Annotated in this window: 21 protein-coding genes, 1 other RNA gene and 1 riboswitch; of the genes, 13 read left to right on the forward strand and 9 right to left on the reverse strand. The window is 66.5% G+C overall.

Annotation, left to right across the window (positions count from 1 at the left end):
- Positions 1-44: 44 nt before the first annotated feature.
- Positions 45-377 (reverse strand): hypothetical protein, encoded by a 333-nt coding sequence (locus RBB31_RS09485; protein WP_306129051.1) that lies wholly within the window; start codon positions 375-377, stop codon positions 45-47.
- Positions 378-468: 91 nt separating this feature from the next.
- Between RBB31_RS09485 and RBB31_RS09490 the strand changes: the two genes are divergently transcribed.
- On the forward strand, positions 469-1,461 hold the full coding sequence (locus tag RBB31_RS09490) for a hypothetical protein (RefSeq protein ID WP_306129052.1): 993 nt from the start codon (positions 469-471) through the stop codon (positions 1,459-1,461).
- Positions 1,462-1,478: 17 nt separating this feature from the next.
- Here the strand turns inward: RBB31_RS09490 and RBB31_RS09495 are convergent, their stop codons facing one another.
- Positions 1,479-1,976 carry a DUF2244 domain-containing protein gene (locus RBB31_RS09495; protein WP_306129053.1) on the reverse strand — a complete coding sequence of 166 codons (498 nt, stop codon included), beginning with the start codon at positions 1,974-1,976 and terminating at the stop codon, positions 1,479-1,481.
- 80 nt (positions 1,977-2,056) lie between these two features.
- The gene (dtd, locus tag RBB31_RS09500; protein WP_306129054.1) at positions 2,057-2,494 is read right to left on the reverse strand and encodes a D-aminoacyl-tRNA deacylase; all 438 of its coding nucleotides are present in this window, start codon (positions 2,492-2,494) and stop codon (positions 2,057-2,059) included.
- A gap of 48 nt (positions 2,495-2,542) precedes the next feature.
- Between dtd and RBB31_RS09505 the strand changes: the two genes are divergently transcribed.
- The gene (locus tag RBB31_RS09505; RefSeq protein ID WP_306129055.1) at positions 2,543-3,553 is read left to right on the forward strand and encodes a GlxA family transcriptional regulator; all 1,011 of its coding nucleotides are present in this window, start codon (positions 2,543-2,545) and stop codon (positions 3,551-3,553) included.
- 36 nt (positions 3,554-3,589) lie between these two features.
- Here the strand turns inward: RBB31_RS09505 and RBB31_RS09510 are convergent, their stop codons facing one another.
- On the reverse strand, positions 3,590-4,393 hold the full coding sequence (locus RBB31_RS09510) for a pseudouridine synthase (protein ID WP_306129056.1): 804 nt from the start codon (positions 4,391-4,393) through the stop codon (positions 3,590-3,592).
- Positions 4,394-4,454: 61 nt separating this feature from the next.
- Here RBB31_RS09510 and RBB31_RS09515 point away from each other — a divergent pair, with 61 nt between their 5' ends.
- A complete protein-coding gene (locus tag RBB31_RS09515; protein ID WP_306129057.1) occupies positions 4,455-4,910 on the forward strand; it encodes a nucleoside deaminase in 456 nt (151 codons plus the stop codon).
- A 133-nt stretch (positions 4,911-5,043) separates the two neighbouring features.
- Here the strand turns inward: RBB31_RS09515 and RBB31_RS09520 are convergent, their stop codons facing one another.
- Positions 5,044-5,736, reverse strand: coding sequence for a metal-dependent hydrolase (locus tag RBB31_RS09520; RefSeq protein WP_306129058.1), 693 nt, complete (start codon positions 5,734-5,736; stop codon positions 5,044-5,046).
- A gap of 58 nt (positions 5,737-5,794) precedes the next feature.
- Between RBB31_RS09520 and RBB31_RS09525 the strand changes: the two genes are divergently transcribed.
- The 10 genes from RBB31_RS09525 to RBB31_RS09570 all read left to right on the forward strand — a co-directional run bounded on the left by RBB31_RS09525 (position 5,795) and on the right by RBB31_RS09570 (position 13,113).
- Complete coding sequence (locus RBB31_RS09525; protein WP_306129155.1) at positions 5,795-6,454, forward strand: ceramidase domain-containing protein; 660 nt, start codon at positions 5,795-5,797, stop codon at positions 6,452-6,454.
- A gap of 34 nt (positions 6,455-6,488) precedes the next feature.
- Positions 6,489-6,776, forward strand: coding sequence for an Asp-tRNA(Asn)/Glu-tRNA(Gln) amidotransferase subunit GatC (gatC, locus tag RBB31_RS09530; protein ID WP_222450767.1), 288 nt, complete (start codon positions 6,489-6,491; stop codon positions 6,774-6,776).
- A complete protein-coding gene (gene gatA / locus RBB31_RS09535) occupies positions 6,776-8,260 on the forward strand; it encodes an Asp-tRNA(Asn)/Glu-tRNA(Gln) amidotransferase subunit GatA (protein ID WP_306129059.1) in 1,485 nt (494 codons plus the stop codon). Before gatC ends, gatA begins: the two co-directional genes overlap by 1 nt.
- 34 nt (positions 8,261-8,294) lie before the next feature.
- Positions 8,295-9,152, forward strand: a complete 858-nt coding sequence (locus tag RBB31_RS09540; RefSeq protein WP_306129060.1) for a hypothetical protein — start codon at positions 8,295-8,297, stop codon at positions 9,150-9,152.
- A gap of 16 nt (positions 9,153-9,168) precedes the next feature.
- The gene (locus tag RBB31_RS09545) at positions 9,169-9,837 is read left to right on the forward strand and encodes an N-acetylmuramoyl-L-alanine amidase (RefSeq protein WP_306129061.1); all 669 of its coding nucleotides are present in this window, start codon (positions 9,169-9,171) and stop codon (positions 9,835-9,837) included.
- A gap of 29 nt (positions 9,838-9,866) precedes the next feature.
- Positions 9,867-10,229: RNase P RNA component class A (gene rnpB / locus RBB31_RS09550), an RNA gene on the forward strand.
- Between the two features lie 104 nt (positions 10,230-10,333).
- A complete protein-coding gene (locus RBB31_RS09555) occupies positions 10,334-10,843 on the forward strand; it encodes an Rrf2 family transcriptional regulator (RefSeq protein ID WP_306129062.1) in 510 nt (169 codons plus the stop codon).
- A gap of 13 nt (positions 10,844-10,856) precedes the next feature.
- A complete protein-coding gene (locus RBB31_RS09560) occupies positions 10,857-11,312 on the forward strand; it encodes a carboxymuconolactone decarboxylase family protein (protein WP_306129063.1) in 456 nt (151 codons plus the stop codon).
- A gap of 202 nt (positions 11,313-11,514) precedes the next feature.
- On the forward strand, positions 11,515-12,687 hold the full coding sequence (gene argE / locus RBB31_RS09565; protein ID WP_306129064.1) for an acetylornithine deacetylase: 1,173 nt from the start codon (positions 11,515-11,517) through the stop codon (positions 12,685-12,687).
- Positions 12,688-12,747: 60 nt separating this feature from the next.
- A complete protein-coding gene (locus RBB31_RS09570) occupies positions 12,748-13,113 on the forward strand; it encodes a hypothetical protein (protein ID WP_306129065.1) in 366 nt (121 codons plus the stop codon).
- Positions 13,114-13,187: 74 nt separating this feature from the next.
- On the opposite strand, the gene RBB31_RS09575 is transcribed toward RBB31_RS09570, so the two are convergent.
- From RBB31_RS09575 to lnt, 4 genes are all read right to left on the reverse strand, one after another.
- The gene (locus RBB31_RS09575) at positions 13,188-13,901 is read right to left on the reverse strand and encodes a tRNA (guanosine(46)-N(7))-methyltransferase TrmB (protein WP_306129066.1); all 714 of its coding nucleotides are present in this window, start codon (positions 13,899-13,901) and stop codon (positions 13,188-13,190) included.
- Position 13,902: 1 nt separating this feature from the next.
- Positions 13,903-14,766 carry a bile acid:sodium symporter family protein gene (locus RBB31_RS09580; protein ID WP_306129067.1) on the reverse strand — a complete coding sequence of 288 codons (864 nt, stop codon included), beginning with the start codon at positions 14,764-14,766 and terminating at the stop codon, positions 13,903-13,905.
- Positions 14,767-14,870: 104 nt separating this feature from the next.
- Complete coding sequence (gene metK, locus RBB31_RS09585) at positions 14,871-16,037, reverse strand: methionine adenosyltransferase (protein WP_306129068.1); 1,167 nt, start codon at positions 16,035-16,037, stop codon at positions 14,871-14,873.
- 4 nt (positions 16,038-16,041) lie between these two features.
- Positions 16,042-16,091, reverse strand: a riboswitch (SAM-SAH riboswitch).
- 32 nt (positions 16,092-16,123) lie between these two features.
- Positions 16,124-17,662 carry an apolipoprotein N-acyltransferase gene (gene lnt, locus RBB31_RS09590; protein ID WP_306129069.1) on the reverse strand — a complete coding sequence of 513 codons (1,539 nt, stop codon included), beginning with the start codon at positions 17,660-17,662 and terminating at the stop codon, positions 16,124-16,126.

Consider the following 17,662-nt stretch of genomic DNA (forward strand, 5'->3'; position numbering starts at 1 on the left):
ACCCTTTCGGCAGCCCCATGAGCGCCACGCGCGGGATGCGGAACCTACAGGTCAGGCCATCGCTGTCGGTCGCCGCGCAACTGCGCTTCGATGCACAACTTCACCAGCTTCGATCCGAACCCGGTGCCCGCGGCGGTTCGCGCCACGTGGCCGGGCCCGGCCTCGCGCCAGATCGGCTCGACCGCGTCATCGCCACCGGTACAGACGACTACCAGGCTCCGCTCCGGTGCGCTCGGTGCGCCGTACTTGACCGCGCCTTGCCCCGCCATCCGCTGCAACGTGTCGTGGCGCCGGATCATCCGCCGCATGCATCCATTCGAGCCCTGTCTCGCGCGGCGCGCATCCTTCACGGCAGACCCCGATGACGAATTCGTCATCACGACCGCCTTACCTACTCGACCAAAATCCAGCATACTTTGACTAAACGAGGATGGACCACGCACAGCGCCATGCGCGAGAGAGAGCTGGATGACATCGTACCGCCACCGCATCGGACACAGACTTCACGTACTCGCAGTTTGCGGCCTTCTGGGCCTCGGGTCCGCGCCCCCCGTGGCGGCCTGCGCGTTTCACGGCTACACGCCCAATCCGACGCTTGTGGACATCCTTCTGGCGACGGAACAGGTGGTGGTCGCCCGCCCCGATTCGGCGGACCCAACGCGCTACGCCACGCTTGAAACGCTGGCCGGTCCGGATGTCGCCGACATCCCGCTCGAGGTCGGCCGCGAGGCCCGCAAACACCTCTCGGGCCGTCCCGACGCGACGGTTCTGCTCGCCCGTGACGGCGCCTACGGTCCGTGGCTCGAACTTGCCGTCCTCGACACCCGCTATCGCGCGCTCGTGACCGGGGTTCTGAAACATCAGTCCGACTGGGCCTTTGGCAGAGACGAGGACAGGCTTGACCATTTCGCCGGGCTGGTGAACGACCCCAACCCCGACATCCGCGACCTCGCCCTGCGAGAACTTGACCGCGCGCCCTACGGAGCCCTGCAGAAAGCACGCCTGCCGAAGGTGCAAAACCTCGCGCGCGACCTTGCGACGGGCGAGCGGGATCTTGCACCGATTCGCGTTCTTCTGGCCGGGCTGTCCGGAGATCGCGGCTTTGCGCCAGGACTATCAGCCGATCTTGATGCCGCCATCCGTGCCGGCACGCCCTACATGGGGGCCTATGCGACCGCGCTTATTGAACTCCAAGGCGCATCGGCGGTCGATATGCTTCTCGTGCGATACCTCAGGAACAACAGCTTACCGATTGAAACCCGGGAAAAAATTCTTGAAGGTCTGGCGATCCAGCACAAGACGGGGTCCAGCCCGACGCGCCGTGCCATCGCCGTTGGCGTGGCAGACCTTCTGCGCAGTTCGCCCGAGTTGCGCGGCGCGGCAGAACGGCAGTTTGGCTTTCGCACCCACTGGAGCCTCGGCCACTCCGCATCCGGGACAGACCGGGCCATCGACCGCTAGACCGTTGTCGAACCGCACTATCCCGCCGCCAGCGGATCGGGCGTTCCAATCCGCCGCAGGGCGTCAGAGATCTCGCCATATAGCGCCTTGCGCTCGTCCTCGCTCAAAAACGCGCCGATCTCGACCTGCCGCCCCTTGCCCTTGAGCGTCACGTAATGCGGCACCGGCCCGCCCGTGGGATGCATTTCGACCTTGGCCCAATAGCTTTCGCAGTCCCATTCCTGTACCGGCCCGCGTGCATTCGTGCGTTTCAGATGCACCGCCTCGCGGTCTATTGTCAGCTCCTCGTTCATCTGCGCGTCCTTGTAGGACCGCTCTAGCGCCGCCCAGACGCCCCAGATCGCCAGCAGCAGGAAGGGCAGCAGCCCCCACAGGGTCATCGTTCCGATCAGGGGGTAAAGCGGCAGCGTCAGCATTCCGCAGGTGATCACGATGAACAGAGCAAACCCCCGCCGCGGCAGCGACCGGTGCGGCCAGAGCCGCAGCTCGCACGCCTCGTCCTCTCCGTTCCGCATGTGACTCCACTGATAGGGCATGCTGCGATCTTAGCGCACACCGCGCGCGAGGGAAGCGCGACATTTCTGCGCGTTGGGGCTCAGACCTCCAGCCAGATCGTCACCGGACCGTCATTGACCAGGCTCACCTGCATATCCGCGCCGAACTGCCCCGTCTCGACCGGCACGCCCTCGCTCGCCAATGCCTCGGCAAAGCGTTCATACAGGCGCCGCCCCTCCTCGGGCGCCGCAGCACCCGAAAATCCGGGCCGCGTGCCGCGCGACGTGTCGGCGGCCAGCGTGAACTGGCTGACAACCAGCGCGCCGCCGCCCACATTGCGCACCGAGCGGTTCATCTTGCCCGCCTCGTCCTTGAAGATCCGCAGCTTGGCCACCTTGGCCGCAAGTGCATCGGCCTGGGCATCGCCATCGCCCGCCATCGCGCAGACCAGCACCAGCAATCCCGGCCCGCTCGCCCCGACCACCGCGCCCCTCACGCGCACCTCGGCCTCGCTCACCCGTTGTATCAACGCCCGCACGCCTTCGTCCTCCCTTGCCAGTTGCGGGCCACATGCTACCAATTCGCCATGGAACGCAAATCCTTCGTCCCGCGCGGCGCGGCCAGTTTGCGGGTCGACTTTGACGGCCCGCCGCAGGACTACCACTTCTTGCTGCTGCCGCGGCTGACACTCCTGGCCTTCACCTCGGCGATCGAGCCGCTGCGCGTTGCCAACCAGGTCGCGGGCAAAGAGCTTTATCGCTGGTTCATCAGCACGATAGACGGCGAAGCTGTATCCTGTTCCTGCGGCGTGACAATCACGCCTGACAGCCAGGCGCATGACCTGACGAGCAGCGACAAGGCCTTTGTCTGTGCCGGCATCGCGCCGCTGGAGACGGCCCTGCCGCGGGCGGTCACATGGGTGAACCGGCAATGGGCGCACGGCGTCCAGGTGGGCGGCATCTGCACCGGCGCCTTCGCGCTGGCGCGGGCCGGCCGGCTCAAGAACCGCCGCTTCACCCTGCACTGGGAAAACCAGCCCGCCTTTCGGGAAACCTTTCCGGGGCTGGAACCCACCGGCCAGCTTTATGAAGAGGATTCGGGGCTTTATACCTGCGGCGGCGGTTCGGCGGGCACCGACATGTTGCTCGAGATCATCGAGCGCGACCATGGCCCGGCGCTGGCCGCCATCGTCGCCGACATGTGCCTGCACCGCCGGGCAGGCAACCGCAGCGCGCCCCAGCGCCCCGCCTACGCTGCGGCATTGGGCAGCCACAATCCGCAACTGATCGCCGCCACCGACCTGATGTCGGCCCATATCGAGGATCCGCTGGACATTTCCCAGGTCGCCGAGACGATCGGCCTCTCGCGCCGCCAGCTCGAGCGGCACTTCACCCGCTACCTGGCCGCGACCCCGGCGCAGTATTATCTCGACCTGCGCATCTCGCGCGCGCATGCGCTCCTGAACGAGACGCGGCTCAGCATCGGTCAGATCGCCGCCGCCACCGGCTTTGCCAGCGCCTCGCAACTGGCCGACCGTTTCCGCAAGCGCTACGGCACGACACCCAGGGCCTACCGCCGCGGCGCGACATCAAGATAACCCGTCAGGTAATTGATTATGTTTGTGAAACGCGATCTATCGCCGTTTCCTCTGAACCTTCGGCCGGCCCTTCGCGGGCTTTTCCTTGCCTGGCGTCTCGTCCATGCCCAACTGGTCACGCAGCACCCGGGGGCGAATCTCCTCGACCTCGCCCGCCTTCAGCTGCCCCAGTTGGAACGGGCCATAAGAGATCCGGATCAGCCGGTTCACCTGGCAGCCCACCGCCTCCATGGCGCGGCGAATCTCGCGGTTCTTGCCCTCGCGGATGCCCACCGTGGCCCAGGCATTGGCCCCCTTCTGCCGATCCAGCACGACGGACATCGGCTGAAATACCTCGCCATCCAGCGTCAGCCCCTTGCGCAACGGCTCGAACGTCGCATCCTCGGGCCGCCCTTTCACGCGCACGCGGTACTTCCGCACCCAGCCGGTCGAGGGTAGTTCCAGCTTGCGCTTGACGCCGCCGTCATTGGTCAGAAGCAGCAACCCTTCCGAGTTCAGGTCGAGCCGCCCCACGCTAAGAACACGCGGCAAGTCCTCGGGAAGCCTGTCGAAAATCGTCTCGCGCCCCTGCTCGTCGCGGGTGGTCGTCACCAGCCCCGCGGGCTTGTGATACAGCCACAGGCGCGGCGGTTCGGGCGCGTCCAGCGCGCGACCATCCACCTCGATCCGGTCGGCACTGGTCACGTTCAGCGCCGCGCGGTCGATCACGTCGCCGTTCACGCGCACCCGCCCCGCCTCGATCATGCGCTCGGCTTCGCGACGGCTGGCGACACCGGCGCGCGCGATCACCTTGGCGATCCGGTCGCCTGGCGGCGTCTGGGAGGTGGGTTTACGAGTCATGGCATCGCTCTACCCCATCCTTGCCCCTTGCGAAAGCACCGCTCGCACGGCACTCAGGGGCATGACGTTCAAAAGCCATATGGACACGGCCCTGGCCGAGGCCCGCGCCGCCCGCGACCGTGGCGAGGTGCCCGTAGGCGCCGTGGTGGCAGACCCGGCGGGGCGGATCGTGGCGCAGGCCGGCAACCGCACCCGGGAACTGAGCGACCCAACGGCACACGCCGAAATCCTGGCGATCCGCGCCGCCTGTGCCGCGGCAGGCAGCGAACGCCTGCCCGGTTACAGCCTGACCGTCACGCTGGAGCCTTGCGCGATGTGCGCCACCGCCATTGCGGGTGCCCGCATCGCGCGGCTCTACTATGGCGCCGCCGACCCCAAATCCGGCGGTGTGGCGCATGGCGCACGGATCTTCACTCATGCCCAGACGCACCACGCGCCGGACGTCTACGACGGGATCAACGCCTCCGAGGCGGAAGCCCTGTTGCAGGACTTCTTCAAATTCCTGCGTGAGGAATAGATCGTAAGACGCTCTTTTTCTTGCCGAAAATAATCACAACACAACGCCGACGCCCGAACCCCGCCTGGAGGTCCGGGCACCAAAAGCTTTCTCAAAGCTTTTACCAAAACTTTTCAAAAAAGTTTTGCCCCGCTCAGATCTCGATCGCCGTCATCACCTCCGGCTCGATCACGTCGACCCCGGGCAGGCCTTCTTTCAAGGCCTCCGCCGATTGCTCCAGCAGCGGGAAGGTCTTGTAGTGGCACGGAATCACCGTCTTGAAATCGAAAAACGTCTTCGCCGCGTATGCCGCCCGCGTCATGTCCATGGTGAAATGCCCCCCGGCACACAGGATGCCGATATCGGGATGATGCAGGTCGTTGAACACGCCCATATCGGCCATCACGTCGGTGTCGCCGGACACATAGATCACGTGCCCCTCGCCCTCGATCATGAAGCCGCATTCGGTGCCGGGCACGTGCGGGCCGTTCTCGCCGCCGAAGCTCGAGGAATGCGTCGCATGCACCATCGTCACCTTCACATCCCCCAGGGCCACCGTGCCGCCCTTGTTGAAGCCGACAACCTCCAGGCCTGCGCTTTCTTCCCACCAGCCCATCAGGTCGAACTGCCCCACCACCGGCACCGACAGCCTCTTCGCGAGGTCCGGCAGGTCCGAGGCATGGTCAAAATGCGCGTGGGTCAGCAGGATATGCGTCGCCCCCTTGGTGGCCGCATCATGATGTGCCTCGTCCAGCATCGGGTTGCCCGTCAGCCACGGGTCGATCAGCAGAACCTGATCGGCGATCTCGATGCGGAAACTTGCATGTCCAAGCCAGGTGATTTTCATGACGCTCTCCTTATGTCATTTCCACGGGAAAGTTAGCAGAGAGGCCACCGATTTCCACATGGACTGGACCCGCGCCATCGACGCCTATTGCGAACGCACCGATCCCGGCTTCTGGGCCGAGCCGGTCAACGCGCTCACCAATGCCGCCTTCCTCGTCGCGGCGCTGGTCATGGCGTGGCGCCTGCGCGGCACGCAGCTTGCGCTGGCCCGCCCCCTCGTCCTGCTCCTGGCGCTGATCGGCGTCGGTTCGTTTCTCTTTCACACGTTCGCCCAGCCCTGGGCGGCGATGCTCGACGTCCTGCCGATCATGGTCTTTGCGCTGACCTATCTCTATGCCGCCAGCCGCCATTTTCTCGGCCTGTCGCGTCGAGCCGCCGCCGCCACCGTTCTCGCCTTCCTGGTCGTGACCGCCCTCGCCATGCCACTCCTGTCGCAGCTTCCGCTCTATGGCCCCTCGGCCTCCTACCTGACGCTGCCGCTGGTCATTTTGCTCTACGCCTGGCTCACCCGCGCCGACGCCGCTTTGTCGCGGGGTCTCGTTCTGGGCGCGGGCCTGCTGCTCGTCTCGCTGACCTTCCGCAGCCTCGACGCGCCCTTGTGCGACAGCCTCGCCCTCGGCACCCATTTCGGCTGGCACGTCTTCAACGCGCTCATGCTGGGCTGGATGATCGAGCTCTACCGCCGCCACGCCCTTGCACCGTCCCGGCGCGGGCGCTAAACGCGGATGCGATAACGCACACGGAGATGCCCCCATGTCCATCGACACCGCGACCGCCGCCAAGGTGGCCAAGCTGGCCCGCATCCGGGTCGAGGAAGACGACCTCCCCGCGCTGGCCAACGAGTTCAACACCATCCTCGGCTTCATCGAGCAACTGAACGAGGTCGATGTCGAGGGGGTCGAGCCGATGGTCTCGGTCACGCCCATGCGCCTCAAGCGCCGTGAGGACGTGGTGACCGACGGCGGCCAGCAGGACAAGGTGCTGTCCAACGCCCCCGATGCCCGCGAGGGCTTTTTCGCCGTGCCGAAAGTGGTGGAATGATGACCGATCTCAATGCAATGACCATCGCCGACGCCCGCAACAACCTGCGCGCGGGCGAGATCACCTCCGAGGAACTGACCGAGGCCTGCCTGACGGCCATCGAGGGCGCCGGCGCGCTTGGCGCCTTCGTGCACCACACGCCCGAGATCGCCCGCGAACAGGCCAAGGCCGCCGACACGCGGCTTCGGGCCGGCGACGCGCCCTCGATGTGCGGCATCCCGCTGGGCATCAAGGATCTTTTCTGCACCAAGGGCGTGCCCTCCCAGGCCGCCAGCGGCATCCTCAAGGGCTTCAAGCCGGAATATGAATCCACCGTCAGCCAGAACCTCTTCGACGCCGGCGCCGTCATGCTGGGCAAGCTCAACATGGACGAGTTCGCCATGGGCTCCTCGAACGAGACCTCCGTCTATGGCAACGCCATCAACCCGTGGCGCCGCGGCAATGACGAGATGGCGCTGACGCCCGGCGGCTCCTCGGGTGGCTCGGCCTCCGCCGTCTCCGCCGATCTGTGCCTTGGCGCCACCGGCACCGATACCGGCGGCTCGATCCGCCAGCCTGCCGCCTTCACCGGCATCACCGGCATCAAGCCCACCTACGGGCGCTGCTCGCGCTGGGGGATCGTGGCCTTCGCCTCGTCGCTCGACCAGGCCGGCCCGATGACCAAATCGGTGCGCGACGCGGCCATCATGCTGGAAGCCATGTGCAGTCACGACCCCAAGGACAGCACCAGCGCCGACATCCCCGTGCCGGATTTCGAGGCCATGCTGACCGGCGACATCCGCGGCAAGAAGATCGGCATCCCCAAAGAATACCACATGGACGGGATGCCAGAGGAGATCGAGACGCAATGGACCCAAGGCAAGGAAATGCTGGCCGATGCGGGGGCCGAGATCGTCGATATCTCGCTGCCGCACACCAAGTACGCCCTGCCCGCCTATTACGTCATCGCGCCCGCCGAGGCGTCCTCGAACCTGGCGCGCTATGACGGCGTGCGCTACGGCCACCGCGCGAAACTGGCGCAGGGCGACGGCATCACCGAGATGTACGAAAAGACCCGCGCCGAAGGCTTCGGCGATGAGGTCAAGCGCCGCGTCATGGTCGGCACCTACGTGCTGTCGGCTGGCTTCTACGACGCCTTTTACAACCGCGCCCGCAAGGTGCGCGCCCTGATCAAGAAGGATTTCGAGGACGTGTTCGATCAAGGCATCGACGCGATCCTGACCCCCGCCACCCCCTCGGCGGCATTCGAACTGGGCCGGCAGTCCGATGACCCGGTGGAGATGTACCTCAACGACGTCTTCACCGTCACCGTCAACCTCGCCGGCCTGCCCGGCATCGCCGTGCCCACCGGGCTCAACCGCAACGGGCTGCCCCTTGGTCTGCAGTTGATCGGTCGGCCCTGGGAAGAGGGCGATCTGCTCAACACCGCCTACGCGCTCGAGGCGGCGGCGGGCTTTGTGGCCAAACCCGGCAAATGGTGGTAGATTGTTGCAAAACAGATCGGCAGGATCCAATCAGATGCGATTTTATCTTTGTGTAACGGCCCTTGTCGGGCTGACCGCCTGTGCGCCCAGCGTCCCTGACAGCGGCGCGGGCCTCCCCGACAGCGGCACCGGCGTCGGTTTCGGCACGTCGGACGAATACCTCGCCCAGCAACGCGCCCGCGATGCGCAGCTCGAAGGCACCTCTGCCGTGCCGCCCGCCGGCGCGATTTCACCCGAAAGCCGCAGCCAGGCCACGCCGGGCGCACCGCTCAGCGCGACACAAGGCGCGGCCGGCGGCACCGTGACCTCCTCCACCAACCCCACGCGGCAACCCGCCTCGGGCGCCTACACGCCCACCGGCGGGCTCTCCTCTGCCTCCACCAGCGACGAGATCGCCCGCGAAACCGCGGCGCGGCTGGCCGAAACCTCGCAGAACTCGGGCCAGCAGATCGTGCATGCCAGCCCCTCGAACCCCACGCCCCAGACCGTGACCAGCGCGGGCGGCATCTCGAACGAGAACAATTTCGACGCCGTGGGCAACGCCCGCACGATCCAGGACGACGCCGAACTGATCGCCCAGAACCGCGCCCAATACCAGGTGGTCCAGCCCGGCGCCCTGCCCGAACGTACGGGCAATATCGGCCCCAACATCGTGCAATACGCGCTCGAGACCAGCCACCCCAAGGGCCAGCAGATCTATACCCGCGTCGGTCTCAACAAGCAGGCCAAGTTTCAGCGCAACTGCGCCAAATACAACTCGGCCGACCAGGCGCAGACCGATTTCCTCGCCCAGGGCGGCCCGCGACGCGACAAGCTGGGGCTCGACCCTGATGGCGACGGCTATGCCTGCGCGTGGGATCCGCGCCCGTTCCGCGCGGCGGTGCAGAACTGATCCTCGGGCAGGCCGCGTGACAGCGCCGCTCTGGCACCCCTCGCCCAATTTCGGAGCGCGCCGCCTTGGCGCGAAACCCGACATGGTGGTGATCCACTACACCGCCATGGCCAGCGCCGAGGCCGCGCTGGAGCGTCTCTGCGACCCGCAGGCCGAAGTGTCGGCGCATTACCTCATCGGGGCCGATGGGCACGTATGGCAAATGGTCGCCGAAATCGCGCGCGCCTGGCACGCCGGGGCAGGCTCGTGGCAAGATGTGACCGATGTGAATTCCCGCTCCATCGGCGTAGAACTCGATAATCCCGGCGATCGCCCGTTCCCGGAACCACTCATGAACGCGCTGGAATCCCTTCTGCGCGCCATTCTGGACCGGTGGGCCATTCCGCGGGACCGCGTGATCGGCCATTCCGACATGGCACCCGGGCGCAAACACGATCCCGGCCCGCATTTCGATTGGGAAAGGCTGGAACAGGCCGGATTGGCGGGCAAAAGGGGCCATGACATCGGTCCCGGCGACCCGAACCCGGACACGTTCAGAGCCGTGGCGCGACGGGCGGGATACACGGCCGATGTGGACGACGACGCCCTTCTCGCCGCCGTCAGGCTGCGCTACCGCCCGTTTGCGACCGGTCCGCTTTCACCAGAGGATTACACGCCGCTGGGCCACACCGCGCTCTGGACCTGAGCCGCGTAACCCCTTACATCGCGTTTTGCGCGGAGGGCCGGACGGCCGCCTGCAACTCGCCGTCGGCGAGTTGCACGGAGGAAAGTCCGGACTCCACAAGGCAACGGTGCCGGGTAACGCCCGGCCGGGGCAACCCGAGGGAAAGCGCCACAGAAAACAGACCGTCTCGGACATGTTCCGGGATAAGGGTGAAACGGTGGGGTAAGAGCCCACCGCGGGACGGGCAACCGGACCGGCTTGGCAAGCCCCACCGGGAGCAATGCCGAATAGGGATCGCATTCGGGCCGCCTTGGCCCCGCGATCCGGGTTGGCAGCTAAAGCCTGCGGGCAACCGCAGGACCAGATGAATGGTCGTCCCACGACAGAATCCGGCTTACAGGCCCTCCGCGCACAGCTTCATGGCTTTGCGTGGCAACGCGGGTTGGCCTGGGACAACAACCTCTCGACTCCGGCATCAATCACGGATAAAAATTATCCACGAATCAGGAGGCGTGTCATGAAACTCGGCGACGGAGTCGAACAGGCGATACACGCGGTTACCATGATGGCCGCGCTACCAGACGATGGGGTCATGCCTGCCGCGGACCTGGCCGAGTTTCACGGTGTTTCGTCCAGCTACCTGCTGAAGCATCTTCAGTCCTTGTCGCGCGCCGGCCTCCTGCAGACGCTACCCGGCCCACGTGGCGGCTACCGCCTTGCCCGCTCCCCCGCCGAGATCACGCTGCTGGACATCGTCCTTGCCGTAGAAGGGCCCGAGCCCGCCTTTCGTTGCCGCGAGATCCGTCAACGCGGCCCGAACCCCCTGCCCCAGTCCATGTTCACCGCGCCCTGCGGAATCAATGCCGCCATGCTGCGCGCCGAACGTGCCTACCGCGACGAACTGCGCAAGGTGACCGTTCAGGCCTTGCTCGACGGGCTGACCGCGGAGGACCGCACGGGTGACATCGCCGCCCGCGGCTGTGCTTTTCTCCAGGCGCGCATGCGCCATTCCCCTCCCCGCTCCTGAAAGGATCTCGAAGATGACCCAACGTGTCGATTATTTCAGCATCGCCCCCGATGCCGTCAAACCCGTGCTGGCGCTGGAAAACCACGTCTCCGGCAAGTCCGGGCTGGACCCGGCCCTGCGGCACCTGATCAAGCTGCGCGCCTCGCAGATCAACGGTTGCGCCTTCTGCGTCGACATGCATGTCAAGCAGGCCCGCGCCCACGGGCTCTCCGAACAGTGGATCGCACTCGTTGCCACCTGGCGCGAGGCACGGGTCTTCACGCCCCGCGAACGGGCGCTGCTGGCGCTGGTCGACTCGGTCACCCGGATGCAGGACCACGGCGTGCCGGATGACGTCTACGACGCCGCACGCCACTGGTTCCCCGACGCCGAGATGGTCGAGATCGTCGTCGCCATCGGCACGATCAACATCTGGAACCGGCTTGCGGTGACGTTCCGCAGCGAGCACCCGCTCGACAACGCGGCCTGAGGCGCGGCACGTGCTCGCGCCCACCCGCCGGTATGCGGCCCGCCCCCGGGGCTCGTATACCGGCGCGGGCAGCAGTTTGTTGGTCTCGCACAGGCCGCCCCCGGCATTTTCCGCCCGATTTCAGACCCCATCGGCATGTCGCCCCTTGACCCTTTCCGCCTAGGGCTCCAACGTCTCTCAGGCTTGAAAGAAAGGGATAATCGTGCCGGAACGACAGGAACTGCTGGACAGCACATCGCGCATTCTGGGCGACCTGATCGGCTTTCCCACCATCTCGACCGACCCCAATATCGACATGATCAACTCGATCGCCAACCGGCTCGACATGGTCGGCGCCCGGGTCGAGATCTTCCCCGATCCCTCGGGGCAGAAGGCCAATCTCTTTGCCACGATCGGCCCAGAGCGCGACGGCGGCATCGTCCTGTCGGGCCACAGCGATGTGGTGCCCGTCGCAGATCAGGACTGGGCCTCGAACCCGTTCGACATGCTGGAACATGACGGATTGCTCTACGGCCGCGGCACCTGCGACATGAAGGGGTTCATCGCCGCCAGCCTCGCCATGGCGCCGCATTACGCCGCGCTGAACCCGGATCGCCCGTTGCATTTCGCCTTCACCCATGACGAGGAGACGGGCTGTTTCGGCGCCCGCGCGCTGGCCCACACCCTGCGCGCAAAGGGACTCAGCCCCGGCGTGGCCATCGTGGGCGAACCGACGATGATGCGCGTGATCGAGGGGCACAAGGGCTGTTACGAATACACCACCCGCTTTTCCGGGCTGGCGGGCCACGGCTCGGCCCCCGATCGCGGCGTGAACGCGGTGGAATACGCCGTGCGCTACATCGCCCGCCTGCTCGACCTCAAGGAGGCGCTGCGCGCCCGCGCCCCCGCAGACAGCCTGTTCGAGCCGCCCTGGACCACCATCAACACCGGCCGCCTCGCGGGCGGCGTGGCGCACAACGTCATCCCCAGCGAAGCGGTGGTGGACTGGGAGATGCGCCCGGTGCAGACCTCCGACGCGGATTTCGTCAAGGACTCGCTCAAGACCTATATCGAGCAAGAGCTGCTGCCCGCCATGCGCGCCGTCGATCCGGAGTCGGACATCGTTACCGAGGTCATCGGCGAGGTCGAGGGGCTCATCCCCACCACCGACAACGAGGCCCGCACCATCGTGTCGGAACTCACCGGCGCCAACCACGCCGAATGCGTCGCCTTCGGCACCGAGGCGGGCATTTTTCAGTCCCTGGGCATGTCGGCGGTCATCTGCGGCCCCGGCTCGATCGAGCAGGCGCACAAGGCCGACGAATTCGTGGCGCTCCACCAGCTTTCGCAATGCCTCGACATGCTGGAACGATTGCAGGACAAGCTGGTTGCGTAATGGAAGGGGCCGCCCCCCGGCCCTTTCCACCAGCTTGCTTCAAAGGCAAAGAAGGTTCACATGCGCACCAAATTCCCCTGCATCGCCCTGATGTTCGCCTTGGCGCAGGCCACCCATGCCGCCCCCGTCGAGGCCCCCAACGGCTCCGTGACCGGGTATTTTGGCGACACCGAGTTCGACCATCCGCTGCTGTGCGAGCGCGATCCCTTCGTTGTCGCCCGCACCCATGATGGCGAAGGCGCCCCGGCTTTCGAGGCGGCATTCGTGTCCAATGGCGTCACCAGCATCGAGATCCGCACCGGGGAGGAGACCCGCCAGTTCGGCACCTCGACCGATGCTGCAGGCTTTCCGCTCGTGATCGAAGGCGATGTCGACGGCACGGCCTATTCCTTCGAGGTGGCCTGCCCGGACAGCTTCGACATGTAGGCACGCGCTCGGCGGAAAGTCCCGCCGCGCCCCGGCTTTTCTTGCCAAAAATACTCGCTTCTCGCCGGTGGCGATCAGTCGCGCCGGAAGGTCATGTAATGCGGCACCCGGCCCTCGCGCAGCGCCTTCTGCTCGTAGCGGGTCGAGATCCAGTCCTTCCACGGCTCCCGCCAGTCGCGCGGCCCCTCGGCCAGCCAGGTAAAGCCGTGGCGCGGCACCTCGATCATCGTCTGGCGCACGTAGTCAGGGATATCCGTGGCGACGCGGAAGATCGCGCCGGGCTTCATCACCCGCGCCAGCGGCTCCAGGTGCTCGGGCGTCACGAAGCGCCGCCGGTGGTGGCGCTTCTTCGGCCACGGGTCGGGGTATAGCAGGAAGGCCCGCGCGATGCTGGCCTCGGGCAGCACGTCGAACATGTCACGCACGTCGCCGGGATGGATCGCCACGTTCTTCACGTCGCTGTCGCGCAACTGGCCCAGCAGCTTGGCCACCCCGTTGATGTAAGGCTCGCAGCCGACGATCCCCACACCGGGGTTCTCCGCCGCCTGGTGGATCATGTGCTCGCCGCCGCCAAAACCGACTTCAAGCCATACATCACGGTCCCCGAATAACGTGCCGAGATCTATCGGCTTTCTCTGCGGGTTCACCTCCCAGTCCACGGCCCCCGGCGACCACGCGGCCAGGTCCTCGTCCAGGTAGGCTTCCTGCGATTTCTTCAGGTGCTTTCCCTTGAACCGGCCATAGAAGTTGCGCCACGGCGCGCCAGAGGGATGCTTGGCCTGTCCCATCTCAGGACCCCGCGACAAAGACCCGGCGCAGCACCAGCAGCGCGGGAATGTTCACCAGATACATGCAGATGCCGTAAACCGCCGAGGGCACGGCGAATTCCGACAGCCCCGTGCTGGCCGCGACGATATTGGCGATGGTGATGCCCACCGTGGCGTTCTGCACCCCCATCTCCACCGCGATGGCAAGCCCGTCGCGCCCGGCGATCCCCATCAGCCGGGCAAGGCCGATCCCCACCGCCAGCAGCACCAGGTTCAGCACGATCAGGAACGGCCCCAGCCGCGCGAAGCTCTCGGTCAGGAGCGCCCAGTTGCTGGCAATCGCCGCTGCCACGATCAGAATGAACAGGATCAGCGCCACGATTTCGCAGCCGCGTTCGATCGCTTGCGCGAAACGCTCGGCATAGCGGCGGATCAGCAGCCCGATGAAGACCGGCAGCGCCGTGATCAGGAACATCGCCACGCCGACCTTCACCACGCTGATCTCGGGCGCGGCCTCTCCCATGAAATGCACCGCCGCCCAGGCCACCAGCACCGGCAGCGTCAGCACCGACAGCAGGCTCACCACAGCCGTCAGCGTGATCGACAGCGCCACGGTGCCCCCCGCCAGCTTGGTCAGCATGTTCGAGGTGACGCCCCCGGGGCTGAACGCCAGCAGCATGATCCCGAACGCCATGCCGCCCGCAAACCCCCAGAGCGCGATCAGCGCATAGGCCACCAGCGGCAACAGCACGAGCTGCGCCACGATCCCCGTCAGCGCGGGTTTCGGCATGCGCAGCACCCGGCCGAAATCGGCGAAATGCAGCCCCAGCCCCAAGGAAAACATGATGAAGGCCAGCGCCAGCGGCAGCCCGATATCAAGGATCATCCCGTCCCTCCCTTTTGGCGCAGTCTACGGTTTGCAAGGCGCCCTGTCGCGCATGAAAAAACGCGGGAGACATCACCCCCGCGCCCTTCCGTCCTTGGTCCGGATCAGACCTCTTTTTTCAGCGCGTCCACCAGGTCGGTGCGTTCCCAGCTGAAACCACCATCGGCCTCCGGCTCGCGCCCGAAATGGCCATAGGCCGCCGTGCGCTCGTAGATCGGCTTGTTGAGGTCCAGCGCCTCGCGGATGCCGCGCGGCGTCAGGTCCATGACCTTGCGCACCGCGTTCTCGATGGCCGCCGCCTCGACCTCGCCCGTGCCATAGGTCTCGGCATAGATCGACAGCGGCTTGGCCACCCCGATCGCATAGCTCAGCTGGATGGTGCATTTCTCGGCCATGCCCGCGGCGACCACGTTCTTGGCCAGGTAGCGCGCGGCATAGGCGGCCGAGCGGTCCACCTTGGTCGGGTCCTTGCCCGAAAACGCGCCGCCGCCATGTGGGGCCGCGCCACCGTAAGTGTCCACGATGATCTTTCGGCCCGTCAGGCCCGCGTCCCCGTCAGGTCCGCCGATCACGAAGGTGCCGGTGGGGTTCACCCACCACTCGGTCTTGTCCGTGATCCACTCGGCGGGCAGCACCTCGCGGATATAGGGCTCGACGATGGCGCGGATGTCGTCGCTCTTCTGGTGCTCGCTCTCGTGTTGCGTGGACAGCACGATCGAGGTCACCTCGACCGGCTTGCCGTTCTCGTAGCGCAGCGAAATCTGACTTTTCGCGTCCGGGCGCAGCGTCGGCTCCTGCCCGGATTTGCGCACCTCGGCCAGCCGCCGCAGGATCGCATGGCTGAACTGGATCGGCGCGGGCATCAGCGCGTCGGTCTCGTTGGTGGCGTGGCCGAACATGATGCCCTGGTCCCCGGCCCCGTCCTTGTCGACACCTTGCGCGATATGCGCGGACTGCTCGTGCAGGAAGTTCAGGACATGGCAGGTGTTCCAGTGGAACTTGTCCTGCTCGTAGCCGATATCGCGGATGCAGTCGCGGGCGATCTGACCGATCCGGCCCATGTAGTTCTTCAGGCGTTCCTGGTCCGACAGGCCCACCTCGCCGCCGATCACCACCATGCCGGAGGTGGCGAAGGTTTCGCAGGCCACGCGGGCGTCGGGTTCCTCGGCGAGAAAGGCATCAAGCACGGCGTCGGAAATGCGGTCGCACACCTTGTCGGGGTGCCCCTCCGAAACGGACTCGGAGGTGAAAACGTAGTTGTCTCGGGACATGAAATGCTCCATTGGGGTAAGTCCCGCCACGCCAGGAAGCCGTTGTGACGGGTTTCCAGCTTGCTTATGCGGGCCTCACGGGAAGGTCAATCGCTAAGTCTACGACCCGTGGCGCGCCTGTGGATCAGCGCCCCCGCCAGCATCAGCAGCGCGGCCAGAACCAGCATCGGCGCGTTCCCCGTCCGGCTGTAGAGCGTCGCCGGCAACGGCGGCGGCAGGGGCGTGTCGATCCAGCCCGCCTCTCCCAGCGGGATATGCGCCAGAACCCGGCCCGTGCCGTCGACCATGGCCGACACGCCGGTATTGGCCACGCGCACCATCGGCAGGCCCTGCTCCGCGCTGCGCAGCCGTCCCTGCGCCAGATGCTGGTATGGCCCCGAGACCTTGCCGAACCACGCGTCGTTGGTGATCATCAGGATCATGTCGGGCCGCGCCGGCGCCGAGGTGATGTTGCGCGCGAACACGCCTTCGTAGCAGATCAGCGGAACCGCCGTGCCAAGAGGGCCCATGTCCACGATCTCGGCCCCCGGCCCGGCGGAATACCCCCCGCCCTCCTCGGCGGCAAGGCCGTGGATGCCGAACCGCGCCATCAGGTCGCCCAGCGGCATGAATTCCCCGAACGGCACAAGGTGATGCTTGTCATAGACCTGCGCGACGGTTCCGTCCCCGTCCATGTAAAGCAGCGAGTTGTAGAACCGCTGCCCGTCCAGCCGCCGCAGGCCCAGCACCACCGGCGCGCCCTGCGCCGAGGCCGCGATACCGCCCAAAAGGTCGCCCGACTGGTGCAGGAAGGTCGGGATCGCCGTTTCGGGCCAGACCACCAGGTCGGGCCGGCCGGTCTCGCCCGGGGCGGCGGTGAACTGGCGCTGCCGGTCATAGAACATCTGAAGGTTCTCGGGCAGCCATTTCGCCCGCTGCGCCGCGTTGGGCTGTACCAGCCGTACGGTCTGCGCCTCCGGCCCCGGGGCGGCGGCTTCGGTCGGCGTCAGGGCCAGGCCCCCGCCATACAGCAACGCAAGGCCCGCCAGCCCCGTGGCCCCGGCCATGCGCCGCCCCGCACCCAGATGCCACAACGCCACCGCGGCACCCATGATCAGCGCACAGAGGCCCAGGCCCCCGCCGATGGACGCCCAATGCAGCAGCGGCGTGTCGATCAGCACATGGCCGACCTGCGCCCAGGCAAAGCCGGTGAAAAGCCATCCGCGCAGCGCCTCGCCGATGACGAACGCCCCCACCAGCGCCACGCCGCTGCGCGGGGCCAGCGCGCGGGCCGCGCCAAAGGCCACGGCCCAGTAGGACGCCATGAAGATCGACAGGCCCAGCACGGCAAACGGCGCCATCCAGCCATGCCGTGCGGCGTCCACCAGGAACGGCTCGAAAATCCAGCTGAGGGCCACGACGAAATGCCCCGTGCCCGCCACCAGACCCAGGATCGTGGCAGACAGCCATCCACCCGTCTCGCGCCACAGGCCATAGACCAGCGCCAGCGCCATGATCGTCAGCGGCCACAGCCCCCAGGGCGCCTGCCCCAGCGCCGCCACCGCGCCCAGACCTGCGGCAAGGGCATAGCGCGTCAGCACGCGGCCCTCGCCGATCTGCCGCGCCAACGCGTCAAGACTGGCCAT

The organism is Roseovarius sp. MMSF_3350, from assembly GCF_030733425.1.
In the GTDB taxonomy this organism is placed as follows: Bacteria; Pseudomonadota; Alphaproteobacteria; order Rhodobacterales; family Rhodobacteraceae; genus Roseovarius.